This window comes from Rhizobium sp. ARZ01, assembly GCF_014851675.1.
GTDB lineage: Bacteria > Pseudomonadota > Alphaproteobacteria > Rhizobiales > Rhizobiaceae > Mycoplana.
In genome coordinates this window covers 1-26,070 of record NZ_JACVAE010000001.1, presented here as the reverse complement: position 1 = coordinate 26,070, position 26,070 = coordinate 1, and the positions used below count along the sequence as shown (strand labels likewise).

Below are 26,070 nucleotides of genomic sequence, written 5' to 3'. Positions count from 1 at the left end.
GGAGAGTATCTACATCCCTAGTCATTCTGTGCGTCCGTCACTGGCCGACATCTCATCAAGGCGGCGCGGGAGCAGCGGGCGACCTCAATGCCATCTTGATTGAAGCCCTGATGCAGGAAGTTGACGATGCCCGCACCCTCTCGCGACGCGCTCAGGCGAACCGCCTCTACCGTCGTGCGCACGCGAAGGGTATCGCCATGGAACATCGGAGCGGGAAACCGAACGTCGCTCATGCCCAGATTTGCGATGGTGGTGCCCAGTGTAGTGTCGCCGACCGAAATCCCGACCAATACGCCAAGGGTGAAAAGCGAGTTCACCAAGGGGCGCTTCCATTCAGTGCGGCTGGCAAAGTCAGCATCAATATGGAGCGGCTGAGAATTCATCGTGAGACAGGAAAACCAGACGTTATCCGCCTCCGTGATTGTGCGGGTGATGGCATGGTCGAAGACCATCCCCACCTCGAATTCTTCGAACCATAGTCCCGCCATGCTAGCCTCCCGTTGCATCTTCAGAAACGATCGTCATCAAGCGCTTCCCAGCTCGAACGCTTTCGCCGGCTCGACAGCCGAGATCCGTAACCCGCCCCGCTTTTGGAGCCGGGAGCGACACCAGCAATTTCATGGATTCAATCACCGCTACGGTCTGTCCGGCGTCGACCAGGTCGCCGTCGGCCACGCAGACATCGACAATGATGCCAGGCATGGTCGTCATGATGGACCCGTCGGCCGCACTACCGCCTTTCTGCCCGGAAGCCGTCTCCACCTCGAGTTCGACATCCAACCGGTATGCTTCACCCGCAAGACGTAGAGCGATCTCGTTTCCAACTGCGGAGTACACGCCGCGTACCAGTCCTTGATCCGTCTCGACAAAGAAATCAGATCCCTCCACCCTGATCTGGAATTTGCTCTGTCCATCGGGCAAATCAACGACACGATGGCCATTCGGCAGCCCGCAGACCTTCGCTCGAAGGATTTCCTCGTCATCGGTGATGACTACGGACGCGCTTGCCATCCCACCGGATGACTGCAGCACTCTAAAGCCCGTGAGCGACGCCCATGGCGAACATGGATCGAGCGCCCTTGTGCAGGCACTGGTTTCCACGCGCAGCGCTGCGGCAACGGCGCGGGCAAGATCACGATATTTCCTCGTCGGGCGCCAGCCACCTTCAAACGCAATATCGATAAAGTCGGTTCGCGCTTCCCCGCCGGCAAAAATCGGATGAGACACAGCATCAGCCAAGAACGGAAGCGTCGTTCCAAGACCGAGAACGGCAAAGTCTCTCAGCGCGGTTGCCAGCTTGGCGGAGGCTTCTTCCCGGGCTTTTCCCGTGGCAATTGCCTTGGCAAGCAGTGAATCGTAGTAGAGTGAAATCTCCGAGCCTGCCTCTACTCCGCTGTCAACGCGAATGCTTGCGGGCTCCTTGTAATGGGAAATCTTCCCCACCTCCGGCCGGAAGCCAAGATCCGCGCGTTCTGCGGTGATACGTGCCTCGATGGCATGGCCTGAACAGCGGATCTGCTCCTGCGCCAGCGGCAACGGCTCTCCGTTGGCTATCCGGATTTGCCATTCGACCAGGTCGGTGCCGGTAATCTCCTCGGTCACTGTATGCTCGACCTGGAGGCGCGTATTCATCTCGAGGAACCACGGCTCGTCCTGGCCATCTTCATAGATGAATTCGACCGTTCCGATGCTGTCGTAGCCGATTGCACTGGTCAGGGCGACCGCGCGCTCGAATAGCTTGCTGCGTACCCGCTCATTCAGATTGGGCGCAGGGGCCTCCTCCAGGACTTTCTGGTGATTTCGCTGAACGGAACAATCCCGTTCGAAGAGATGCACAACATTGCCGAGTTTGTCCCCGGCAATCTGGACCTCGAGATGCCGCGGGCGCTGCACGAGCCGCTCGATCAATACCGAAGAGTCACCGAATGCCGATTCAGCTTCACGGCGGGCCAGATCGAGAGCCGCCGGCAAGTCATCGGCATGCATGACCCGCCTCATCCCCTTGCCCCCGCCGCCGGCGGAAGCCTTGATCATCAGCGGGAAACCGATGCTGCGGGCTTCATCGAGGAGACGCGACGTCGATTGGTCATCTCCGATGTACCCGGGCACGCTGGGCACGCCGGCTTTCAATGCGATCTGCTTGGATTCGATTTTTGACCCCATAAGCTCAATGCAATTCGCCGAAGGGCCCACAAATATGATTCCCGCCTCGGCGCAAAGCTTCGCGAGGATCGTTTTTTCAGACAGGAAACCGTAGCCCGGATGGATGGCGTCCGCGCCGGTTCGGATGGCCGCATCGACGATGGCCTGGGCGTTCAGGTAGCTTTCGCGGGCAGGGCTCGGGCCGATCCAAATTGCATGATCTGCAGAGCAAACGTGTAGAGCATCGCGGTCGGCATCCGAGTACACAGCAACGGTGCGAATACCCAGTTTCCGGCATGTGCGGATCACACGACAGGCAATTTCACCGCGGTTGGCTATGAGAAGGGAAGTGATCATGGCGACTACATCCGATAGACAGGGCGATTGCCTGACAATTCGAGTTCGTTAGCCGCGAGCGAAAGGCACAGGCCCAACACATCGCGCGTCTGCTGGGGCTCAATGATGCCGTCGTCCCAAAGGCGTGCGGTTGCATAGTAGGGGCTGCTTTGCTCTTCGAACTGGGCGCGGGTCTGCGCGCCGATCCGTTCGATCTCAGCCTCATCGGCAGCACCCCGGCTAATACTTTGGCGCCTTAGTTCTGTGACAACGGTCGAGGCGACATCCGGGCTCATCGTCGCAATCCGGCCGTTCGGCCAGGAGAACATGAACCTGGGACGGAACCCGCGGCCGCACATGCCGTAGTTGCCGGCGCCATAGGAACCGCCAATGACGACGGTGTACTTCGGCACGCGAGCGTTGGAGACCGCATAGACAAGTTTGGCAGAGTGCTTCGCGATGCCGTTGCGCTCCGCTTCGGTTCCAACCATGAAACCGGTGATATTCTGCAGGAACAACAACGGTATGCGGCGCTGTTCGGCCAGTTCGATAAAGTGCGCGCCCTTGACCGACGATTCGGCGAACAAGACGCCGTTGTTGGCCAGGATCGCAATCGGAAATCCATGTATCGAGGCGAACCCGCAGACAAGAGACGAGCCGTAAGCAGGCTTGAACTCCTGGAATTCGCTCCCATCAACCATGCGCGCAATGACTTCCCGCACATCGTAAGGCTGCTTGAGATTGCAGCCCACGATTCCGCCAAGCTCATCCGGATCGTAGAGAGGCGGAACAGCGGGACGAATCTCCTGACTGCACGATGCCGGCCAGTTCAGCGCTGCGACAATGCTCCTGACTTTTGCGAGAGCTTCCATTTCAGAGTCGACGAGATAGTCCGTCACACCCGAAATGGTGGAGTGCATCTCGGCTCCGCCAAGCGTCTCCCCGTCGACAATCTCATTGATGGCCGCCTTTACGATTGGGGGACCACCGAGATGAATTCGGCCCGTACCCCGCACAATGACAACTTCGTCGGAGAGCGCCGGAATATACGCCCCTCCGGCCGTGCATCCTCCGAACACCGCGGAAATCTGCGGCAACCCTTCCGCCGACATCCTGCACTGCTGGTAAAAGGTACCGCCGAAGTGATTCCTGTCGGGGAACACGCGATCCTGCTCCGGGAGGAAGGCTCCGCCGCAATCGACCAAGTAAATGCAGGGAAGCTTGTTTTCGGCAGCAATTTCCTGCGCACGAAGGTGTTTCTTGACGGTTTCACTGAAGAACGACCCGCCTTTGACCGTCGCATCATTGGCGATAATCATGCACGGGATGCCTTCGATGATGCCGATACCCGTTATAATTCCGGCAGAGGGAACCTGATTTTCATACATCCCCCACGCAGCAAGCGGCGAAAGCTCCAGGAAAGGGGAAAGCGGATCGACAAGGTGGTCTATTCTGGCACGAACCAGAATTTTGCCCCGCCCCTTGTGCCGCTCCGCAAGGAGCTCTCCGCCACCCCGAAGGATGCCGCTATGGTGCTCTTTCAGCTCACCTATCAAGCCGCGGTACGCCTCGGTATTCGCTTTGAAAGCAAGGCTATCCGCCTGAATTTGACTCTCGATTTTGGCCATCAGTACTCTCTCACTTCGCCATCAACCTAACGTTCGTTAGATAAATGCGCAAGAGACGAATTGCGTTTTTTTGTGCGTCCGCAATGCCCTCGAAAGTTCCGGCGAAAAGCGCATCCTGCCGGCCTCTGAACTCAATTCAAAAAACAAGGACGCTTTGCCGTCGCCGTGCCCCAAGCGCGAAGTGGATCGCCGGGTGAATGGTGGCGTTGTTGGCAAGCCAGCTCAGCGGCTCACGCTCTGAAGGTGTCGACAGACATCTGGCCCGATGCCGCGGTTGCCGCACGAGTTCGAGTTACGGAACTTGCCGATCGCGGAGACGAACGAAAGATGGGGCCGGGCGAATATCGGGCTCTAGGCCCTGACGACAATGGTGGCAAACTCATCAGCAATTTTATCAATGCTCATTTTCTCCGGATTGTACCATTCCCCCGCGGAATTCATTGCCCCGATCAGCATCAGGACAACCGATTTCGAGGAAACTCCCTGCGGAATAAGAGAAGCATCTTCAATTTCGCCGATCAGTTTTCTCCAGACGCCCTCATATTCTCGGCGGAATACTATGTTGCTTTTCCTGATCGACTCCGGAAGATAGGTGAATGTTTTAACGCTGGATGACGTGAAATTACTGTATTCAAGATAAGAAAAAAGGTGCGCCTTGATCGCGACCCTCAACCTTTCCTTGGGAGTGGCATCCGCAGGACAGGATTTAAGCGCATCCAATACGTGGCTTTGCACAATCGCAATTCCGTCATTGACGACCGTCTCGACAATTTTCTCTTTTGAATCGAAATAATAGTAGACGCTACCCGCCTTTATGCCGACCTCTGATGCAATCATTCGCAGTGTGGTGGCTTCATAGCCGTGGGTCCTTAGGAGGCGCGCTGCGGCCTCCAGGATGGCGTCCCTCGACCCTCCCGGACTTTGCGTTTGATTGCGCCCTTCTTTGGTGTTCCCACGTGGTTGCGCAGCGTTCTTCGGCACGAGTATGCTCCCTCACCTGCCAATATAATTCACGACCCATAGTCTAAGTTGCATCAGACTCATAGAGCATCCGGCAGTTTGACTAATGCTCAATGCGATATGCAGCAAACGCCAACACGGAACCGCCGTCGCTCTCTACCAAACCATTCTGTCGGAGCGCAGGCCCATCACTCCCCATGATATCGGCGTTCAACCATGAAAGTAGCCCCAAAGCGGAGAACGACGTCCCTGCCGTTCTCGAGCGCGACCCCTTCTACCGTGACAATCCCGATATTTGGGCGCGTTCTCGAGCGCCGTGCCGCAACCCACTCTGCCCGGACATCGATGCGTGCGCCCGGTCGTACGGGCCTGGGAATCTCCGTTTCCCTCAGCCTCAGCCCGGCTACACTCTTTAGCTCAGACGTTGCTCGAACGAAAATGCCAAAGCAGGCGGCCAGTGTGTGCAGGCTGGATGAGATTAACCCGCCGAAAATCGTCTCTCGTGCGGACTCAACACTGACGTGAAAATGCTGAGGGTCGTACATCTCCGCAAAGGCAACGATTTCCTCCGAGTTGAACACGAAATTTCCGCATTCAAATTGCGCCCCGATCGGGAGATCCTCGATATAGCGCCAGGCATGTTGGTTCACATGGAACGCTGAGGACGGGCCAATTGTCTTAGAACCTCTTGATTTGTCTTTTCCATTGAAAAATTCGAAATCTTGATTGGCTTCCACGATTTGACCTCACGCCCCGAGCGGCCCTTTTGGGCCAGATTGACATTCTTATGATTCAAGCTAACGGTAGTTAGATAACTGTCCGACAGGATATATGCAAAGAATTTCGCTGTATGAAAGGTTGCCAGATTGACCGAGGCACCCAACCCAACCGAACCGACTGGCTACGCATCTTACTGGCCCGAGCCTGCAAAAGGCATCCATGGGCAGTTTCTTGCTGGGGTGCGCGTGCTGGATCTGTCGAGGCACTTGCCCGGCCCGTTGTGTACGCTCCTGCTGCGCGATCTCGGCGCTTCCGTGCTTAAGATAGAACCCCCTCCCGGAGATGAACTAAGACAACTCGGTCCGCCCGGCATTCACGGCGATTCTATCTACTATGAAGCCATCAATGCGGGTAAGGCGAGCCTTACGGTCGACCTGAAAACCTCAGCGGGCAAAGAGCTGATCTTAAGCCTTGTTGATGAAGCCGATATCCTGATTGAATCCTTTCGCCCTACAGTCATGGCGAAGCTCGGCTTGTCCGCAGACGTCCTGAGAAAACGGAATCCACGCCTAATCTTTTGCTCTGTCAGCGGTTTTGGCGCGGATGGTCCGCGCGCTGCACAGGCCGGACATGACATAAACTATCTGGCGTTGGCTGGCGCACTGTCATTCAACGGTATGAAAGGGCGCCCGCACTTCTTCGAGCCGCCCATAGCCGATGTATCCGCCTCGATGATGGCGGCGATCACGATCTTGGCCGCCCTCAACCGGCAATCACACAGCAATCAGGGATGCGTAATCGACCTTGCGCTGGCCGATGTTGTGATGCCGCTCCAAGCCTTCCGTATCGCAGAGCTTGTTCACGGCAATGTACCCACCCGTGAGACCGGGCCGCTGAACGGCGGTTGGGCCTGCTACAGGCTCTACGAAACAGCGGACGGGAAATGGATAAGCCTCGGAGCTGTAGAACCGAAATTCTGGGCTGCGTTCTGCGATACTACACAGCGCCCGGAATGGAAGGATCGCCACACCGATCCCCTACCGCAGACAGAGCTCATATCGGAACTTGATGCGTACTTCCGTCAGGCAACGCTGACAGAACATATGCAACGGTTCGAGAAAGTGGATTGCTGCATAGCGCCGGTCGTGGACCTTTCCGAGGCTGTCAACGATCAGCACGCATTAGCCCGGCAACTCGTACGCCAAGGCCCGGATGGGCTTTTGCAGGCGCTTTTCCCAGCACGCATAGACGGCACGGCGCCGGAAGTACGGCCACCGCTCTACCGGGCGGACTAGAGAAGTCGGCCGCCATACTCATCCAGAATTATGAGCGGAGTTATGAATGAGTTTAGCAGCAGGTCGCTGGCCGCCGAGTGCTCTATGCCCGCGCATTGAACGGAGTGCTACCGCACCTTGCGCCATGATGCGGCCCGATCGATGCGGATATCATCATTATCCCATCAAAGATAATCAGTAGCTAGATCTGCAAAACATCGCACGCGCCGAGAACCAGTGTAAACCAATTATCCAACACTGCTGCGCTTCAAGCCCTAGAGTGCACCACTCTCCAGGTCGTTGAGGCTACAATCGCGCTTCATCGCCGAGGCGCCGATTTTGCAGAGAAGCTGGAGGCCGGCGAGCTCGACATATCAGAAACAAAGAAGGTCCTCGACGCTTGTCTGGAGGAGCTTTGTGCTCGCTATATAGGTCATGACCTCCACCAGAGGTGGAGGTTTGAAACGCTGCGCTTTTAGAAGCGGTTTTGCTATAAGTTAATGGCTACGGTTAAAGAGGTCGGCAAAGTCAGAAGCTTTGTCGGCCTTTTCCTGATTACGGATATACCGTCTGGCGACCTGCTCATCCAGCCGTTGCGACGAAGTACCCACGCGCCCCAAAAGTGATAACCTTTGTAGCGCCGCTTGCGGGCGTATTTGTTGGCCGCGTAAAGGGCCGTTTTGCCCTTCAGGAAGCCCACAATGTGCAACACCGAGTATGTCGGCGGGATCAATATCAGCATATGCACATGGGTACACGGGTCGGGCATAAGATGCCCTTCCTCGATCCGGCATTCCTTTTGAAGAGCAAGCCGAAAGGTCACCCAATTCCCGCCGTACGTCGCCGTAAAGGCGTTTCGTTCGGTACTTACTCGAAAAGACCACATGGTATGTGCAGTCCCACGTCGCGTGCGATTGCGATCGTTCTTCCATAAAACCTCCGTTCTATGTCTCGGCCAGCCTAGCGGTCCAAACACGGAGGTCTCTCAATGAAGATGTAGTACTCATCCAGCCCTCCACCGGAGGTGGAGGTTCACTTTGCTTACAAGAATAAAGCCCGATCGCGAGGATCGGGCCTTTCTAAGTTTGGTTGCGGGGGCCTGATGGCATGGAGACTTGTAAATTCTCAGCCTCAAATCGGCCCAGCATTGACAATCTCCACTTACACCAGGAGCGGCCGTTACGCAGAATAATCTCGCCGTCCGAAATGCGGCCGGTAGCGGTCTGTCCGCTGCTAACATGCCCGACACGTAAAGCGGACACGTGGAGCCTTGGTGCCAAGATTTGGATTCGCTCAAAGCCAACATATAAAGATTCCTTTACATCGATCTTGGCGTATCCAACGCGCTCCCTCATTGCCTGGCGAAAAGGAACGGATGGCCCTCCAAGGACAGACCTTTGGCGGTCGCTCGGTGGTCGACTGCTTCGCGTCTGCGGACATTCGAAACCATGATGTTTGATTAGCTTGAGATGCAATGCGTTCCAGGGTCGGCACTGCCAAGCGGCCAATCAAGCCGGGAGCCGCCACATTCGCACACGGCCTGTACCACGCAATTCCGCTTCCTCGAGTGGGTCGCAAGCAAATTTTGGTCCAAGCAGTTGGTGAGTTGCGTCCGAAATACGGATCTCATCGGGCTCCGCGGACGTTTGAATGCGTGAGGCGAGATTAACGGTCTCGCCCCACAGGTCATAGGCGAACCGCCTTTTGCCTATGACGCCAGCGACGATTGGTCCCGAATGAATTCCAATTCTGAGCCTCAGCGGTTCTCCTGCGAAGCGTTCGCGCTTAACCGCCTTCCGCAGTTCAAGTGCATAGTGCGCGAGGGCTTCTGCATGATCAGATCGCGAGGTGGGCAGGCCAGCGACAACCATCACACAATCACCGATTGTCTTTATCTTTTCGCAGCCGTATCGTTCCGAGAGGCGATCCGCGGCCTTGAAGAAGTAATTTAAGATAGCGAGCGTCGTCACCGCTCCGACGCTCCGCGTTCTCTCGGTAAAACCGACGATGTCGGCAAACAGCACACTCACCTCTGCGTGGTTGTCTGCAATTTTTTTGTGCGCTTTTAACCGCTCCGCGATCGGCGCCGGAAGAATGTTGAGGAGTAGGGATTCGGCGCGCTGGTATTCACGCGACAATCCCTCCTGGCTCTTCCTCAATGCCTCGTTCGTCGATTGTAATTTCTCGTTGAGCTGGCGCTCCCGCTCTTGCAGGAGCGTCATTTCATAAGCCTTCTGTTGAAGCCGCTGCTTGTTGTCGCGTTCGGCAGTGGCGTCAAGAAAGAGCAGCCACACGCAGGCATTGCCGGCAAAAAGATGAAGGTCCGCAACGCGCCCGCTGGGCAATTCGACCATGGCCATATGATATGGAAGCTCCGGGCAAGGCAGCAAACCTTCCATAAATTCAAGCTGATCGACAACAGGCTTGCCAATGCGAAGCGATGAGAACCCGTAATGGTTAACGTTACCACCCTTCGCAGCTATGCAAAGCTGGGCGTCAATTTTCAGATATGCGACAGAGTGCGCATTGTAGAAGAAATCGTAAATCCAGCTTCCGACTTCTCTTGGCAATCTATGCATGGTCTATTTGGCAACCATCGAAGCAAGCTGACGAAACGCATCATCAACATGTTCACCCGAAAGCGCACTTGTTAGATAGATTTTCCATCCAAGTTGCCTGAATTCGTTAATCTCACTATCCGATATTGCCCACCGATCGGCCAGGTCGGATTTGTTGAACAGCAATACAAACGGGATAGCGCCGAATTCGGCCTCGGCCCGCTCGCGCAGAGTGAGCGCCACGGCAAGAGTAGCGGCGCGGGTTCCATCGACGACAAGCACGAGCCCGGCCGCACCTCGCACATTGCTGACACGGAATGAGCCGATATCGTCTTCGCCGGCCAAATCCCACAAAATCAGATCCACGGTTTTGTCCGGGAGTGCGACACTCTTCTTGTCGATTTTCACTCCCACCGTGGTCAAGTAGGTATCTGAAAAGATGCTTTGCACAAACCTGCGGACCAGACTCGTCTTTCCGACAGCGAACCCACCCAACATGCAGATCTTTTTTTGCAATACCCTAGCTCCGCACTACTCTAGGTTTACCGTAATCGAAACCCGGCGATTGGTGGAACTCCCAGTTCGACTATTTTCAGGCACCACCGGCTCAAAAGTGCCAGCGCCCCGAACCAGCAGCAGTTCCGGAGCGACGCCGCGCTTGTTGAGAAGCGCACGAACTGTCTCGGCGCGGGAGGCGCTGATCGACACGTTGGCCGTCTCGCGGCCCGTGGCGTCCGCATGGCCGGTCAACATGAACCGCGCTGTTACGCCTGACTTGCGGGCCTTTTGGGCGAATTCCTTTATTTGATCCGCCAACCTGTCGAGGACCGGCGTCTGTTCTGGTCCCGGCACAGCTTTGCCGGAGTAGAAGAAAATATCGGTCGCCTGGATGGCCTCTCTCAAATAATTAAGTTCTGCAAGGTTCAGCTCATGCAGCTGCGAGACATCCAGAACCACTCCGTCCGCCGAAAGCTCTTCTGCGGCGGCCCGCGCCCGGTTGATCCAGTTGGCAGGAGCCTCACCCACGACAACGATGCGGCCCTTGACGATCGAAAGCAGAACAGATTTGGGCGGAGCCAGCGACGCCGTCAGCCGCTTCAACACGAACTCCGGCTCAAGGCTCTGATAGAATTGCCATTGCGAATGAACGCGGGCGGGATCGACCTGCGTTCCGGACAACAGCGACTGCGGGTCCGCGCCAAGCGGGTCTCTCAGGCCGGCAATATAGAATTGGCCATCGCGCACCTTTTGTTCGGCAACGATAATGCCCGGCTGGGTCCCCAGTCGCGACACATAGACCTGCCAGTGCTCCGCCGCGCGTGCTTCGGGGCTCACATCGCGGACCTTGGCGATATCGAATACCGGTCCGCCTGCCGAAAGCTGTCGGGCCGCTGCGCGCGCCCGATCTATCCAGGTGTCGGGAGCTTCACCCTCGGCAACAATGCGATCCTTGACGATCGAAAGTCGGACTGTATCCGGCGGAGCCAGCGACGCCGTCAGCCGCTTCAACACGAACTCCGGCTCAAGGCTCTGATAGAATTGCCATTGCGAATGAACGCGGGCGGGATCGACCTGCGTTCCGGACAACAGCGACTGCGGGTCCGCGCCAAGCGGGTCTCTCAGGCCGGCAATATAGAATTGGCCATCGCGCACCTTTTGTTCGGCAACGATAATGCCCGGCTGGGTCCCCAGTCGCGACACATAGGCCTGCCAGTGCTCCGCCGCGCGTGCTTCGGGGCTCACATCGCGGACCTTGGCGATATCGAATACCGGTCCGCCTGCCGAAAGCTGTCGGGCCGCTGCGCGCGCCCGATCTATCCAGGTGTCGGGAGCCTCACCCTCGGCAACAATGCGATCCTTGACGATCGAAAGTCGGACTGTATCCGGCGGAGCCAGCGACGCCGTCAGCCGCTTCAACACGAACTCCGGCTCAAGGCTCTGATAGAATTGCCATTGCGAATGAACGCGGGCGGGATCGACATGCGTTTCAGACAAAAGCGACTGCGGGTCGGCGCCAAGCGGGTCTCTCAAGCCGGAAATGTAGAAATGTCCGCCCCTCGCCGTTTGTTGGGCGACGATGATGCCCGGTTGGGCCTCAAGTCGCGACATATAGGCCTGCCAGCGCTGCCCGGATTGCCAGGAAAGAAAGAACCAACCGCCTGCCGGAATCAACACCAGCAGGACTGCAGCCGCCACCAGCCACGGAAATCCCTGGTTTGAGTCCTCCTGCTTCAGTTCAACGCAGGTCTGCAACTGCGTCTCTATGCCGGCTAACTGAGAACCGTCGCCGTCAAACTGCTCTAAAGCCTGCGAGTATTCATCATGGATGCGAAGCAACACATCGCGAACTATTTCATGCAATTCCTCTGGCGGATTTCCCCGGATCACCGCAACCAAGGTCGCAAACGGTCCAACTTCTGACCAGAGACGAAGCTCCCCAAAGCGGATAGTGTCCAGGCCGCTTTGTTCTTTCTCGTTAAATGAGTCTTTGACAAAGTCTTGAATTGCACTGAGCATCGAAGAAATGAGTTGAGGATCCTCGCTCGTTGCATTATCGGCAGTTACATGCGCGATCAAAAGCCCGGAATTTCGGTCAATGAGAAAGACATGTTCTACACGATAGACAAGAGAATGCTTCAGAACAACTTCCGAGAAGCTGGCACCAGTTCTCCAAGCCTCAAACCTCCACTTGAGCCCATGCCAGGTAAATATATGTCTTAAAGTTTCATTCAGCGACTGAAAGGTCTGGTCGATCTTTTCCCCGATCGACTTGCGAATTGCCGGCAGAAACACCGGGTATAATATATCCGTCAGCGTGCGCGGGCTCTTCTGGATCGACCGCTGCACAGCCCTTTCGACGGCTGGCGCAATGGCCTCGCCGAGCTGCGCATGAGGCGCCCGTGCGGCTGCACTGGGAAGAACGCCGCCCACTGCTTCCGCAAACTGCTCCGGTTCGCCCAGCAGATGTGTAACTCGTGAAAGCTCCGAAATTTCGCGGCCGACCAGCAACTGGCGCAGCGTTTCCATACGACGATCGGCGGTTGGAACTCCGTCGAAACGCACATGATGGTCCGGATCAACGTTCCGGGCAATTTCGACCAAAAGACTAGCCAGAGCCGCGCGATCGATCTCGGTATCGTTCGAGGCGGCACTTTGAGGAGGCCTGATTGGGTCGACGGTCGACATCAAGCTCCGATCAACTCGCTTTCCAGCCACGTTCCGAGTTGCTATTGCTACCGCCGGAATCCTGATTTATGCATTTTGCAACCTCGACAAACAGGCCAGCCAAAAGATTTCTGTCGGTCTTGACGTGGCTGAGATCGGAAAACATTTTCTCCATTAGCATCTGAATGCTTTCATTCTTTTGCTTGATTTCCTCACGCAGCAAATGATCGGTTCGATTTATCCGGTCCGCAACGTCGCGCTCAAGCTCGCTCAATTGATCCGACAACGCGCGCACCTGCTTTTCAAGCGCCTGATTTTGCTCGCGAAGATTCCTGTCAATCTCCTTGTCGGCATCGGCTCGTGCATCTTTTTCGCTCCGCAATTGCGCCGCGAGCGATTCGACCTGCTTCTTTGCATTTGACTCGTACGTTTCAAGATTGCGCTTGGCCTCGGATTCGACATCCTTGAAGCGCTGCAGGAACCGTTCTTCAAGCTTGGAAAAACGGCGGTCATAGTCCTGCATCTGGTTGCCGAACAGCAGATCGCGTATCTTGTCGACACCTACAGCGTCACCGGAAATCCCGCCCTCGCGGGCCTGGGCCGCCATGAAGTTCAGCCCGTTTCCCTCTGCATTACCTATCAGACTTTCGTCCGCCTTATTCGCAGAAGAAGCGGTAATAGAGGATTCCTTTGCCATCCTTATGCCCCTCCATTTGAACGCCTGCCACAGTGCAGGAAGAATGTCAGCAAAATAGCTTACCCACAAGCCGGAATCCTCTTGACGCAAGCCGATTTCTGACGCAGCGCGATTGACTCAAGCTGATTCGTGACGCAGCCGAGCGCTACGGCACTGACGTAGCAACGGAGGGGCGAGTTGATAAAAGTCACGTCATGAGTAGCGAAATTTGCCAATGACTGCCTAGGGCGCAATCCAGTAGTCCGGCCTTGTCGCTGGCGACGTCTGCTTTCGGGAAGCGGCCAAGCTGGTCTCTACGGCCGACATGAAGGCGCATTGCGGACATGTGCCTGGTGATCTCCAAACGTCTATCTGGTATGGGTCGGTCATGTGGCTCACTTCCCTGAAAACATGGGCGCGATCCGTAAAGCGTGACGTCGTTGCGCTTTGGATCGCCGCCCGTGACGCACGCACACCGCTCACCGCCAAAGTCGTCGCCGGGACAGTTGCTGCCTATGCCCTCTCGCCCGTCGATCTCATACCGGATTTCGTCCCTGTTCTTGGATATTTGGACGATCTGTTGATTGTGCCGCTCGGCATTCTGCTGGCAGTTCGATTGATACCGGAACATCTCATGGTCGACTTCAGAATGCAGGCAGAACAAATAATCCAGCGGCCAACCAGCCGTCTCGGCCTGGTGGCAATCGTCGTCGCGTGGACGATCCTTGTAGCTGCCGTCACTTGGTTCGCATGGCGAAAATTCGACGGACCTTGATTCGCGAAGCAAGTAGGCAGCCGCGGCGGTGATGTCTACCATGGGGCGCATAGTTGCCGCGAAGGTTTGGCCGTTCATGGCCTTGAGCCCTTTTGCATTTTTCAGCGGTTCGTCCCATGGTGGTAAGCTACGGGGCGGAGGATCGGCTGATGAAGTTCTTCGTACTTTTGTGCCTATTGTTGGTAGGCAGCGTTGCCCATGGCGCAGAACAGGTGCCGCGACAGATCGCCGACAGAGAAATCCAACGCAAGGCCGTGCAGGCCGTCGTTTGGGGTATGCCTGCCGTCAACTATGACCTGATGCGCCAGGAAATGCTGACGAAGACACCCGGTAAGGTCGGTCAAGCCATCTATTGGGGTCGTCCGCTCGACTGGAAGAACCAGACGCTGACGCCAAATCCCGACGCTCTTTATTTCATGGTTTTCTTCACGACCAGGGATGGACCGGTGGTTCTCGACCTGCCGCCGGCTGAAAACGACGCGTCCTTCAATGCCAACATCGTAACCGCCTGGCAGCTACCGCTGGAAGATGCTGGGCTGCATGGCGTCGACAAGGGCCAAGGCGGCAAGTTCGTGATCTTGCCGCCCGGCTACACGGAAAAGCTACCCGAGGGCTTCATCCCGCTGCAGTCGGACGTGCTTGGCGGTTACATGCTGCTCCGGTCAAACTTGAAAAGCCACGGCGATGCCGATGTTCAGGCGTCGATCGACTACGGCAAGAAAATGAAGGTCTATTCGCTGTCCGCTGCCGCCAATCCGCCCGAGACGGTGTTCACCGACGTGAAGGACGTTCTCTTTGATTCCACGATCAAATGGGACGCGAGCTTCTTCGACAATCTCGACCGCGTCGTCCAGGAGGAGCCATGGATCGTCCGTGATCGGGTCATGATCGATCAGTTGAAATCGATCGGCATCGAGAAGGGCAAGCCTTACAATCCCGATGAGCACATGAGATCGCTGATGACATCGGCAATCGAGGAAGGCCGCGCGCTGCTGGAAGCCAGATATGACGCCGGGTTTCCGCCCTTCTTTTCGGAAACGAGCCGTTGGACCTTTCCAGGATATCCGAGCATCATACAGGCCTCCCAGCATGGCTTTGACGAGGAGAACGCTTATCCGGTTGATGATCGCGGCGTCACCTATAGCTACGCCTATATCGGCATCAAACGGCTTGGGGCCGGGCAGTTCTACTCGATCTCGATCCTCGACAAGGATGGCAACGCCTTCGAAGGCAGCAAGACCTATCAGCTTAATGTTCCGCCGAACGTTCCCGTCGAGCAGTACTGGTCGGTAACCGCCTATGATCGTGAAACCCATGCACTGATCAAGAACATGGCGCGCGCCAGCCGCTCATCACAGATTCCCGAGCTTCAAAAGAACGCGGACGGGTCGATCGACCTCTATTTCGGTCCAAAGGCTCCCGATGGCGGGGAAGCAAACTGGGTGCCGACCGATCCAATGCGGAAGTTCGAGCTGATGTTTCGAGCTTACGGCCCGACCAAGGACTTCTTTGACAGGAAGTGGGTGCTGACCGACGTCGTCAAAGTTCGCGATTAGCGAAGGTGATACACGGTAGCACTGCCGCCAGTGGCCCACAACGGACATAGATGGTCTGGTCACTGGAGGACAGCTTCGCGCCCATTGCGGCAGGTTTTGCCGTATCCCGAAAGCGGACGTTTCAACACGGTCGCGAGAACTACCGCTCGCCGGGCTGGCGGTAACCCAGACCGATGTTCTGCTGCGCGTGGTGACCCTTTTTTGCGGCGCGGCCTCCGACACTACGGACAAGCTTGGCGGCCGAGCCCCGCTCTGCCCTTGCAAATGGGCATTTGGCTTATCTGACCTTCTCCACGTCCGGCAACGTCCACGTCTTGTCGAAGAGCGCCTTCTCCGGCCCGTACAAGCGGAAAATGAGAAAGAATGGTTTGCCACCAGTGGGAAGCCAGTTGGCTTCCAGCCCGTCCGGCGACTTCGGACCGAAATAGAGATCTATCGCGCCGTCGGCGCTCGCTTTGAGATCCGCCTTCTCGTATGAGGAAATCCCGACTTTGCTCGCATCCCGAACAAAGGCTTTGGTCTCCATACTGTAAACAATAGCAGACCAGAAATCACGGGCGGGTACCTCCTTGGGCACCTTGAGACGATAGAGGCTCGTTCCATCAAACAGTGCGCCTCCGCTGTCACGCATGGCCAGTAAATAGAACGTGCCCGCGCCGAGGTACTTCGGCAACCACGTCGCCCAGAAATAGATGCCACCGGCTCGCTCGTCGATCAGGAGTTCATCCGCCGTTGCAAACGGGAAGCCTGCCTCGGCTTGTTCTTTGGAAAGGTGGGCGCTTTGCCACTGGCTGCCTGGCCAGTATGGAATCAGAGCCTTTCCTGGTGTCGTGAAATAGTCTTGCATCATTGCATAAGCGAGTTTTATGGCTTCTTGAAGCGTCCTTTGGGTCTGGCTGTCGGGCTGAAACGGCTGCCCCTTGCTGATGCCTATGCTCGACAGCATGCCCATCATCGCCAAGTCCTTTTCCTGGACGGGCTCTTCGGTAATGACTGCTGCCAGGTCCGCAAAATAACTGATGTCATAAGCAGGGAGGGTATTCCAGGCTTTCGGGAACACGTCGATATAGCGGCCCGTCCTGGTTGGATCGCTCAGTGGATAGGCCTTGAGTTTCTTGGAGTAGGCCACTGCCTCGGCAAGTGTTCCGCCGTGGACGGCAATCGGACGCAGCGCCACATAGGTATGATAGGTCTTTGGACGGCTAACCAAGTAGCCGTCAGGCAGCGGCTTGTCGTACCCTGGCGGCAAGACAAGGTATTTCCCTCCCTTGCCGGCGTCTTCGCCTTGCGGCCCGACATCGGCGAGCGGCACCTGCCAAGCGTCGATGATGCTACCAAAGAACACCGTCCTATCGGAAGCCGGCGGAACTTCCAGAACAACCGGACCATCCGTCGTGTCCAGCATCACGATGACATTAGGCGTTTGGTTATTCGCGGTGAGAAATGCTTGCCGCGGCCCGAACAACTGCGACGAATACAGGATGTCACTAAACGTTGCACCGAGGTCCCTCTCGGCGCCGCGGCGAAGTCCCATCATGCTCACTGCCGATATGCCCCAGATCGCAGCCTGTGTGCCGCGCTGAAGCATCTGCTGGTGGACCAGTTCCTCGTGGGTCGAGGCCGGGTCCTGCTGTGCACTCGCCGACGTTTCGCCGAGCATGGCGATGACAAAAAGCACGCGCAAAATGGTAATTCGGGAAACAGAGTGTGCGAGCATGATCTCCCTCCACAACCATGTGATCGTGACGTCGACCGGAGAACGACCAAACTACACTGTGTGTTCGATCTCGCCCGGCCGCCAGGTTTTGTCGAACCACGGCTCGAGTGGGCCATAGAGGCGCAGCATCGCGTTGAAGCCTTTGCCCGGAATGGTCTGCACCCAGTTGCTTTCCCTGCCGGACGGCGCCCTGGGGCCGAAATACACCTCCACCGAAGTATCGGGATTGACCGCGATACCTTCGCTCAGGCTGCCGATGCTCGGGAATTGCTCGTCGGTCTGCAGCATCGAACGCGTCTGGTTGTCGTAGAGGAGGATCGACCAGAAGTTTTTCGCCGGAATATTCGAAGGAAGGTGAAGCCGGTAAGCCTTGCCCCCATTTAGCGGCCGGCCCTTCGAATCAACGAAGGCGAGGGCATATTGCGATCCAATGCCGACCACTTTGGCGGACATCGCCGGAGTGATGCCGGTGGCCATGAAGAAGAAGAATGAGCGCGGATCCAGCAGGCGGACGCCCGCCTGTTCGAATTCATGGCTGCCACCGACGAATGGCACGCACCAAGCACTGTTTGGGTAAAGGAAGGCTTCCTTCTCACGCGAACGGAATGCGATCGCGCGTGCGGTGGCGCCGCCGACCGCAGCGGCTTCCACCAGGATCCTTCTCATCCGCTCGTCGGGCGCGAAGGGCTTGCCATGCTCCAGGCCCATCGAAGCGAGCAATCCGAGCGTTTCCGGGTCAATTGCCGAGTTCGGCTCCTCCTGAATCACCTCGCTTAGCTCGTCGAAGAAGGTGGCGTCCATCGCGTGGATGGTGTTGAACGCTCGGCCGGAGGCGTTGACGAAATTCGTCGCAGGCGGATTGGAGGCCTCTGCCAGCGCGTAGATTTTCAGTCGCTGCTTGAAACTCTCGACCGCGGGCTTCGGGTCACCGTTCACCAGGAAGCCACGGGTGACGAACCAGTTGCCGTAGGTCGGCGATCTGAAGACAAAGTACCCGTCAGGCGTTGAGCCTCGATACCCCGGCGGCAGAAACAGGAATTTGCCACCTTGGCCCTTGTCCGGTCCTGCGTTGCCGAGATCGGCAACATAGTGAAACCAGAAATCGTCCACAAGACCAAGCGTGTTGGGTGGGCTTTCGATCACGACTGGGCCGTTCTTGAGATCGATCCATGCACTCGCATAGACCGTTTCGGCGTTGGCCGTGAGAAACAGCGTGCGCGAGTCCACGAGTGTTTCGAAGATGAGGACAGTCCGGTTGTCGGGGCCGAAGGAGCGGATGCCGCGACGCATGGCGACAAGGGACGTAGGCGGCAGAGCCCTGAGAAACGCCTGTACGGCGCGCTGGAAATCAAGGTTGTCATAGACTTTCTGCACCGTTTCATCGTCAGGAAATCCGTCAAAGAATCGCAGCGTTCCTAGCCGCGTATCGAGCTCGTTCGGCGTAACGATTTCCGGCGGAATGTCCGTCGTATATGCCCGCCTCGCGGGTACTGTCTCCGCGAGGCGGCAGTAGGCATCGCGCGTAGCGCTGTGGCTGCAAGCATTGCGCTTCCAACCGTCAGCACGTCGCGGCGGATGAATGTGGTTTGATTGATCATCTGGTCTCCTCCCTATTGGATTTGATGAGCACCAGGTCAAAAACGAATGACCGCCCCTACGTTCGGGCCGTGTAGACATAGTGGACAAAGACGAGCCTTCCGGCGAGGTTTTGCAGATGGTGGACGCCAGGCCGGCTTCATCAGCTTGTCGACCCCAAAATCGGTCACCGCTCTCCGCGGACTGTACGTCGCCTTTTGGCGCAATCTCGTCGTCCGCCTTGTCGCTGGCAACGTCCGCTTTCGGGAAGCGGCCAAGCTGGTCTCTACGGATGATATGAAGGCGCAAAGCGGCGGATAGTAACGCCCAATAACCCATAGGGAGGATATAGGCTTCTGACTGCTGACGACCCATTTCTTTCGTCATGCCGGTAGAGCTGCAAGCCTCAGTCCCATGCGAAGACGCTCGACGTCACCGGGCTCCCTCAGGTAGGACACGTCTACAAGCCAATCGACATATTCCGCGGGACCGGCGGTTGCATCCCCCCGCCACAAGGCGGAGAGAGAACTGATGAAAATTTCGCCGCAACGTTTGGCCTCGTCGCCGCGGCCGAGATGCCCATAGCAGGCGGCGCGCCATGCCATGTCCCGCGGGTGTCGAGCAGGCGTATCGAAAGTCCGTTGCTCAAGAAGGACGGCGGCCTCGCTATACCTTTCGAGTTGAAACAACAGGTGGGATCGGTAGTAGTTGTACCAGGCTGGATACATCGGATTGAGGCGGAACGCGGTTTCCGCTGCGGCAAGCCCCTGTTCCGCCCTTCCCATGGCCCCTTCCTTCCAAGCCCAGACAATCTGGATGATCGGATCGTTCGGGTTCATCTGTCTCGCTCGGTTCAGATGGTGTTCAGCCCGATCGAAGTCTCGCCAGGTCAGGCACATGTATCCATAGGCGTAATGCACCCGCGGATCGTTCGGATCCAGCGCCAGCGCCTCTTCGGCACACTGCAAGGCTTTGATCCGGTTCTCGTCGCTTTCCCGCGGAATGCCGATCCCTTCGTCGGTCGCGTAATTCAGATGCACGAAAGCCAAACCTGTGTAGGCGCGGGCGAAAGACGGGTCGATCTCCAAGGCTGCCTCGAAAAGTGCCTTTGCGCGGTCCTGAGCTCCAGGGTTGAAAGAGTCTGAGAGACGGTTGCCTTGAAGGAACAGATCGTAGGCCCGCATGTCTTCCGGCCGTCTGCGGCGCGCCGCGGTTTCGCTGTCGTCCCTGACCCGCTGGGCGACCGTTGCAACGATGGCCTGTGCTATCTCTTCCTGGATCAAAAATACGTCGTCGATCGCCCTGTCGTATCGTTCGGCCCAAAGATGCGTAGCATTTTTCGTCGCTACAAGCTGGGCAGTGACGCGTATCTGTTCTCCTATCCGACGGACGCTTCCTTCGATCACGTACTGCGCATTTAAAAGTCGTCCTATCTCCCGCAAATCGGCTGCCTGACCACGAAAGGCGAACGAAGAGTTGCGCGCGAGGACCGTCAGTTCGGGAAACCGGGAAAGTTCGGTAATGACGTCCTCGGTCATTCCGTCGCTGAAATAGGTTTGCTCGGCATCGCCCGACATGTTTTCGAACGGAAGAACTGCGATCGTCGGCTTCTCGATCATGGTGTCTCGGTGCCGCACGTCACCCGTACCAGCGACTCTAAGGTGATAGGCTTTTACCGCGCGATCGATGTTCTTGAGATGCTGTTCGCCGGCATATTCGAACACCGCGTCGACTTTGCCGCTGACGTGTTCAAATGCGGAGCCGGAGATTAAAACGCTGCCCGGACGGCAAAGCTTCTCCAACCGTGCTGCGATGTTCACTCCATCTCCCAACAGGTCGTCACCGTCGATAACGACATCTCCAAGATTGATTCCCATGCGGAAGGTCATACGGGGACTTCCGGCATTTGTTACCGGCAGCGCGGCGATGGACGACTGGATTTCTACCGCGCAGGTTACCGCTTCAACGATGGACGAGAACTCAGCCATGAGCCCATCACCCATCAACTTCACGATGCGGCCGTGATGACTTGTAATGGCCGGCTTAATTGGCGATGCGAGGAGACTTTTAAGTGTCTCGAGAGTGTTGGCCTCGTCAACCTCCACGAGGTGCGAGTAGCCAACCAGATCGGCAACAAGAATAGCGGCGAGTTTTCGTTCCAAGGGACTGACCTCATCGGCCATGCGACACGTCGAACGGTCTTAACGCAGACTACACCCGCTCTACGGAGCAGGCGAGCTATCTGCCTGTCTGTTTGAAATCAGCTTTGATCTCATGTCAAAGTGGTGTTCCTTGGCGCAGGGGAACCTTGTCCCCCTCTTGGCGCTTTTCTGATGCGATCACCCCCAAACAGACCGCGGGAAAGAAACGCGCATGTTGACAGCCATTACCACTCTCGGCGGCGTCGGGCTGTTCCTACTCGGCATGACCGTCATGGCCGACGGCCTGAAGGCGCTGGCAGGATCAGCCCTGCGCACCGCCCTCGGCCATGCGGCGTCGACGCCGCTCTCGGGCGCCTTCTGGGGAGCGATCGTCACGCTGCTCGTACAGTCGTCGAGCGCGGTCACCATGACCACGATCGGCCTCGTCAGCGCCGGGCTGCTCACCTTTCCGCAAGGGCTCGGCCTGGTCTTCGGCGCCAATGTCGGCACCACGGGCACCGGCTGGCTGGTGGCGTTGATCGGCGTGCGCGTCTCGCTTTCAGCCTAAGCCCTGCCGATGATCTTCATTGGCGCTCTGGCCAAGTTGCTGGGCGGCGGGCGGATCGCGGCGGCGGGCGGCGCCCTCGCAGGTTTCGCGCTGGTGCTTTACGGGCTGACGACGCTCCAACAGGGCATGCAAGGTCTTGCGGAGAGCCTGCATCCGTCTGACCTGCCCGCGGTGCTCGGCATGCCGGGGGTAGGCTGGCTATCAGGGTCGGTTGGCCTCATGACCCTGATTGTCGTCGGCTTGGCGATGACCGCGGTCATGCAATCCTCGACCGCCGCTATCGCAGTGACCATCTCGGCCTTCTACGCCGGGGCGGTCGGCCTGGAGCAGGGTGCAGCTCTGATCATCGGCCAGAATATCGGGACGGCGACGAGCTCGGCGCTTGCGGCCATCGGCGCCAGCACGACGGCCAAGCGCCTTGCGCTTGCCTATGTGCTGTTCAAGGTGATCGCGGCGCTGATCGCCATCGCGGGGCCTTTCCCTTCACGGCGGCGCTAATGAGGGCTCTCGTCGCGTCGGCCGACGGGATGACGCTGCTTGCCGCCTACCACACGGCGTACAACGTCATCGGCGTCGCGGTGCTCCTCCCGGCGACGCAGTGGTTCACGCGCGTGGTGGAGCGGCTGCTGCCCTCCAGGCAGACGGCGCTGCAGCGCGCGCTCGATCCGAGCGCGCTCGCCAGTCCGGTGATCGCGGTCGAGACTGCCCGGCGCGTCGTGGCTGATGTGTTGGCAAAGACCGCCGCCTCGCTTTCCGCGCAGCTTTCCGGCGCGGCCGGCCGTGTGGTGGAGGACACCCAGGCCGCCGCTGCGGCGCTCGAGGAAGTCAGGGCTTTCCTCTCCGAACTCAAGGAGCCGCCCGAGACCGAGGCCGAGCAGCACCGCATGACCAGCACGCTGCACGCGCTCGATTACGCCTCGCGCCTCGTGGAAGTCGTGGCGGAGGGCGGGGTCCCGGGACAGCCTGCCGGAGTCGCCGATCACCTTCGCGCCGCCGAGCTGTGCGAAAAGGCCCTGCGTGCGGCGGAAGCGGCCGGTCGTTCGATTACCTCCGAAGCCGCCCTTAGCGCGCAGGCCGCACCCATCGGCTGGAGCGTTTCGTCTGAGATCGCCGCGGCGCTCGCCGAGGTGGCGGTCGCAGCGAGGGAGCTCCACTCCCTGCAGCGGGACTATCGCGCCGCGACGCTGGCCTCGGTTGCACCAGGAAAGCTGACCGCGGCGGAAGCCTTCGCGCGGATCGACGCTGTCCGGTGGTTCAACCGGATCGCGCATCATGCCTCACGTTCGGTCGCGCACCTCCTGGGCCGTAGCGATGACGGTCTGGCCGGTAGCCCCAACCAGAAAGTAGCGGAGGGAGATGAGTCCAGTTAATCCCCCGGGCGTCGTGAGCGGACATGGCGTAGCGGCAGCGATGCCGCCAAGTTCGCTGGCCGGCTGAAGGCTACCGACCCAACCACCTGCCCAGCAGGAAAGAGGAGCCGCCTGCGGGCACCTGGAGGAACCAGGGTTTGCATTTCGTCGCTTGTGATGTCCGCTTTCAGGATCGGTCAATGTAGATCTGTATGACCAATGCGGACACCCCACGAGGCTCAATTGCAGCGCTGGGCCGTTAGAAGTCGGCCCTGCGCGATCGTGGGAGGTGCAACACAATTGTTAGGCCGCCCGTTTTGCCGATCGACGGACATCTGGGAATACCGCCATGATTCCGGAGGTCAATGAACGGCGCGGGGCAGCAACCACTCCCGCAAATCTATCCATGCTGCGGGCGAGTTCTGCGGCATCGAGCAGTCTGTGTTGACCGCCTCGCGCCCGAGGAGCCGACCAGCGACGCCGGTGACAATGAGCAGATCGTTGCCGAGCGTGAAGCCGATCGCCGCCGCCCAACCGGAATAGATGTTGGTGGCTGCCTGAGCCGTCTCGGCAAGGTTAACCTGATATCACTGATCATGGATAGGCGGCCAGTCGAGCTGCGGAAACGTCGGCCAGTACCGAAATTGCAAGTAAGGATGCATCGCGCGTCGGCCCAAAAAGCCCGATCGGTGCCTTTATACGGTTCAGTGCTTCATCATCGATACCCAAGCGTTTCAATCTATCGTGGCGTCGCTTCTGAGTGCGCGTACTTCCAAGTGCTCCGATATAAAAGGCAGACGACTTCAAGCTAGCCAACAAGATCTCTTCCTCCGCATCCAGGTCGTGATGCAAAAGTGTGACTGCACTGAATCTGTCAATATTTTCAAAGCAGCTAGATCCCTTGATTGTTGAAACATCATGGCCAGCTGCGCCGGCTATTCGTGCAACGGCTTCGACTTCTCCCGTCTGCCCCGAGGCCGCAATAGCTAGGTGTGACCCGAGTGAACGCGCTGCGCCACCCCTAATTTCAACAAGCGTCGCAATAGCCGCGCCTTCAGCTATTGCCTCTTTCACGGCGAATGCCAGAATTTCTTGTAGATCATCGCTCACGCCTGCGCGAATCGGTGTGATAACTGGCCGATCATGAACTGCTAGCAGCCAACGCCCCATTTAAATTTCGCCAGCTGCGATGGTGTTAGTGCCAGTTACCGTCTTGTGTGGGCGCCCAGTTGAAGGTTTCCGCCGGCATTTTGTAGATCATCGGTATTTTTCATCACGCTCTAGCAGCTCAATCGAAAGACCCTCCGGGCCTTCAATGAAACACATCCCGAGCACAGCGCGAAGATCCTCAAGGAACTTCGCTATCGCGACGCCGATATCTGGACCGTCCATGCCGGCACGCCGGTGACCGACCTCGAGATGGCGTTGCGTGCCGCGCTCAGCCATGAACTGGTTGAGCAGATCCGCTACCGCACGCGCGAAGGCATGAAGATGGCTGTCCAGAAAGGTAAGGCATCCACCTGCCTCGCCTACGGCTACATGCTCTCCCAGCAGCGCGATGCGAACGGTGATCGTATCAAGGGCCTGCGCGAGATCGATCCAGGCAAGGCAGAGATTGTTCGCCGTATCTTCACGCTCTATGCCGACGGCATGTCGCCACGCGACATCGCCCAACTCTTGAACAAGGAGGGCGTCCCTGGCTCACGGGGCCTGAAGTGGCGCGATACCGCCATCCGCGGCCACGTCAGCCGTGGCACCGGCATCCTCAACAATGAGAGCTACATTGGCCGCATGATCTGGAACAAGCGCAACTACCGCAAGAACCCAGCTACCGAACGACGCACCGCGCGCGTCAATGATGCCAGCGCGTGGGTACTGACGGACGTACCGTCTATGCGCATCGTCCCCGACAAATTGTGGCAGCGCGTGAAGGAACGTCAGAAAGAGATCGGTGAATTGTTCGATTTCGGGCAGAGCAACCGGCTGAACGCGACGCATCGCCCGGAATATCTGCTCAGTCACTTGCTCGAATGCGCGGAATGTGGCGGCCCCTACGCGATCTCCGGCAAGGACCGCTATAGCTGCACCAACCGCAAAAAGCGCCTGCCGATCGACGATCTTGGCGGCGCCTGCTGTGGCAACAGCAAGACCATTACTCGCCAGGAACTGGAACAGCGCGTTCTCGATTGCCTGCCCGCTGCCTTCTTTTCGATCGGGGTGTTTGACACGATGTCGGCGAAAGCGATCGAACAGGAGGCTTCCAAACTTCGTCGCCCGGAAGCGGAGCGCGAGCACATGAAGCGCGATCTGAAGGAACTGGAACGCAAGCAGAAGAACATCATCCAGCAGATCTCGGACCGCGCCTTGCAGGACCGCCCGCCCCTTGCCGCCCTCGACGATATCCTCGATCAACTCGAGGTCCAGCGGACGGCGCTGGCAAAGGATCTTGATGCCTTCGCAACGTCGGAACCAGACATGACGGCGAAGATCGAAGAACTGAGGAAGCGTCACGATCCCGCCCAGACGGAACTACGCATGCGTCATTTCTTCCTGCAGGCGCGCCGCGGCAAGAACGAGGATGCCAAACGTCAGATCATGCCGATCGTCCGATCGCTGGTCCAGAAGGTGGTGATCGGCAAGACACCGGGCCATCAGCCGGCCACGCTGGAAGTGCACGGCCTGATCGCCAGCATCCTCGCACAGATGGACGTGCTGGATTACATGGAACGCCGCTTCGTCGCCGAGGTGCACACGGATTTCATCGAGAAGCTGGAGGCTGGCGAGATCGAGACGAAGGAGAAACAACAAAAGCTCCTCGACGCTTACGCGGAGGAGCTTTCGGCAAAACGACTTGAATGGCAAAATATTCAAGCTTCAGTGGTTGCGGGGGCAGGATTTGAACCTGCGGCCTTCAGGTTATGAGCCTGACG

The 26,070-nt window shown here is 57.9% G+C and carries 18 protein-coding genes and 3 pseudogenes; 5 read left to right on the top strand and 16 right to left on the bottom strand.

Going from position 1 to position 26,070, the window contains the following annotated elements; genetic code table 11:
• Positions 1–17: 17 nt before the first annotated feature.
• The 5 genes from IB238_RS00100 to IB238_RS00080 all read right to left on the bottom strand — a co-directional run bounded on the left by IB238_RS00100 (position 18) and on the right by IB238_RS00080 (position 5,803).
• Positions 18–488 carry a MaoC family dehydratase gene (locus IB238_RS00100; RefSeq protein WP_192242285.1) on the bottom strand — a complete coding sequence of 157 codons (471 nt, stop codon included), beginning with the start codon at positions 486–488 and terminating at the stop codon, positions 18–20.
• Between the two features lies 1 nt (position 489).
• Positions 490–2,499 carry a biotin carboxylase N-terminal domain-containing protein gene (locus tag IB238_RS00095; RefSeq protein WP_192242284.1) on the bottom strand — a complete coding sequence of 670 codons (2,010 nt, stop codon included), beginning with the start codon at positions 2,497–2,499 and terminating at the stop codon, positions 490–492.
• A gap of 5 nt (positions 2,500–2,504) precedes the next feature.
• Positions 2,505–4,106, bottom strand: a complete 1,602-nt coding sequence (locus IB238_RS00090; RefSeq protein ID WP_192242283.1) for a carboxyl transferase domain-containing protein — start codon at positions 4,104–4,106, stop codon at positions 2,505–2,507.
• A gap of 351 nt (positions 4,107–4,457) precedes the next feature.
• Positions 4,458–5,087 (bottom strand): TetR/AcrR family transcriptional regulator, encoded by a 630-nt coding sequence (locus IB238_RS00085; RefSeq protein ID WP_192242282.1) that lies wholly within the window; start codon positions 5,085–5,087, stop codon positions 4,458–4,460.
• 167 nt (positions 5,088–5,254) lie between these two features.
• Positions 5,255–5,803, bottom strand: coding sequence for a MaoC/PaaZ C-terminal domain-containing protein (locus IB238_RS00080; protein ID WP_192242281.1), 549 nt, complete (start codon positions 5,801–5,803; stop codon positions 5,255–5,257).
• Between the two features lie 129 nt (positions 5,804–5,932).
• Between IB238_RS00080 and IB238_RS00075 the strand changes: the two genes are divergently transcribed.
• On the top strand, positions 5,933–7,081 hold the full coding sequence (locus tag IB238_RS00075) for a CoA transferase (protein WP_192242280.1): 1,149 nt from the start codon (positions 5,933–5,935) through the stop codon (positions 7,079–7,081).
• A gap of 476 nt (positions 7,082–7,557) precedes the next feature.
• On the opposite strand, the pseudogene tnpA reads toward IB238_RS00075, so the two are convergent.
• The 5 genes and pseudogenes from tnpA to IB238_RS00050 all read right to left on the bottom strand — a co-directional run bounded on the left by tnpA (position 7,558) and on the right by IB238_RS00050 (position 13,480).
• Positions 7,558–7,992, bottom strand: a pseudogene (gene tnpA, locus IB238_RS00070) (IS200/IS605 family transposase).
• Positions 7,993–8,568: 576 nt separating this feature from the next.
• Positions 8,569–9,639 (bottom strand): adenylate/guanylate cyclase domain-containing protein, encoded by a 1,071-nt coding sequence (locus IB238_RS00065; protein ID WP_192242279.1) that lies wholly within the window; start codon positions 9,637–9,639, stop codon positions 8,569–8,571.
• Between the two features lie 3 nt (positions 9,640–9,642).
• On the bottom strand, positions 9,643–10,134 hold the full coding sequence (locus tag IB238_RS00060; RefSeq protein WP_246723452.1) for a Rab family GTPase: 492 nt from the start codon (positions 10,132–10,134) through the stop codon (positions 9,643–9,645).
• A gap of 15 nt (positions 10,135–10,149) precedes the next feature.
• Complete coding sequence (locus IB238_RS00055; RefSeq protein WP_246723451.1) at positions 10,150–12,804, bottom strand: OmpA family protein; 2,655 nt, start codon at positions 12,802–12,804, stop codon at positions 10,150–10,152.
• A gap of 10 nt (positions 12,805–12,814) precedes the next feature.
• On the bottom strand, positions 12,815–13,480 hold the full coding sequence (locus IB238_RS00050) for a hypothetical protein (protein ID WP_192242277.1): 666 nt from the start codon (positions 13,478–13,480) through the stop codon (positions 12,815–12,817).
• A gap of 367 nt (positions 13,481–13,847) precedes the next feature.
• Between IB238_RS00050 and IB238_RS00045 the strand changes: the two genes are divergently transcribed.
• Positions 13,848–14,234 carry a YkvA family protein gene (locus IB238_RS00045; RefSeq protein WP_192247217.1) on the top strand — a complete coding sequence of 129 codons (387 nt, stop codon included), beginning with the start codon at positions 13,848–13,850 and terminating at the stop codon, positions 14,232–14,234.
• Positions 14,235–14,383: 149 nt separating this feature from the next.
• The gene (locus IB238_RS00040) at positions 14,384–15,790 is read left to right on the top strand and encodes a DUF1254 domain-containing protein (RefSeq protein WP_192242276.1); all 1,407 of its coding nucleotides are present in this window, start codon (positions 14,384–14,386) and stop codon (positions 15,788–15,790) included.
• Between the two features lie 277 nt (positions 15,791–16,067).
• Here IB238_RS00040 and IB238_RS00035 read toward each other — a convergent pair whose 3' ends face one another.
• From IB238_RS00035 to IB238_RS00025, 3 genes are read right to left on the bottom strand one after another with little or no spacing between them, the layout of a single operon-like run.
• The gene (locus IB238_RS00035) at positions 16,068–17,507 is read right to left on the bottom strand and encodes a DUF1254 domain-containing protein (protein ID WP_192242275.1); all 1,440 of its coding nucleotides are present in this window, start codon (positions 17,505–17,507) and stop codon (positions 16,068–16,070) included.
• Positions 17,508–17,558: 51 nt separating this feature from the next.
• A complete protein-coding gene (locus IB238_RS00030; RefSeq protein WP_246723450.1) occupies positions 17,559–19,469 on the bottom strand; it encodes a DUF1254 domain-containing protein in 1,911 nt (636 codons plus the stop codon).
• Positions 19,466–21,265 (bottom strand): adenylate/guanylate cyclase domain-containing protein, encoded by a 1,800-nt coding sequence (locus tag IB238_RS00025; RefSeq protein ID WP_192242274.1) that lies wholly within the window; start codon positions 21,263–21,265, stop codon positions 19,466–19,468. The genes IB238_RS00030 and IB238_RS00025 overlap by 4 nt, the downstream gene beginning before the upstream one ends.
• Positions 21,266–21,455: 190 nt before the next feature.
• Here IB238_RS00025 and IB238_RS00020 point away from each other — a divergent pair.
• Positions 21,456–23,161, top strand: a pseudogene (locus IB238_RS00020) (Na/Pi symporter).
• A gap of 433 nt (positions 23,162–23,594) precedes the next feature.
• On the opposite strand, the pseudogene IB238_RS24415 reads toward IB238_RS00020, so the two are convergent.
• The 3 genes and pseudogenes from IB238_RS24415 to IB238_RS24410 all read right to left on the bottom strand — a co-directional run.
• Positions 23,595–23,688: pseudogene (locus tag IB238_RS24415) on the bottom strand (NAD(P)(+) transhydrogenase (Re/Si-specific) subunit beta); the annotation flags it as partial.
• Between the two features lie 46 nt (positions 23,689–23,734).
• Positions 23,735–24,310, bottom strand: coding sequence for an XdhC family protein (locus IB238_RS00010; protein WP_192242273.1), 576 nt, complete (start codon positions 24,308–24,310; stop codon positions 23,735–23,737).
• 87 nt (positions 24,311–24,397) lie between these two features.
• Positions 24,398–24,814, bottom strand: a complete 417-nt coding sequence (locus IB238_RS24410) for a hypothetical protein (protein WP_246723666.1) — start codon at positions 24,812–24,814, stop codon at positions 24,398–24,400.
• Between IB238_RS24410 and IB238_RS00005 the strand changes: the two genes are divergently transcribed.
• Complete coding sequence (locus tag IB238_RS00005; protein WP_246723552.1) at positions 24,791–26,062, top strand: recombinase family protein; 1,272 nt, start codon at positions 24,791–24,793, stop codon at positions 26,060–26,062. The genes IB238_RS24410 and IB238_RS00005 overlap by 24 nt on opposite strands.
• The last annotated feature ends 8 nt before the right edge of the window (positions 26,063–26,070 follow it).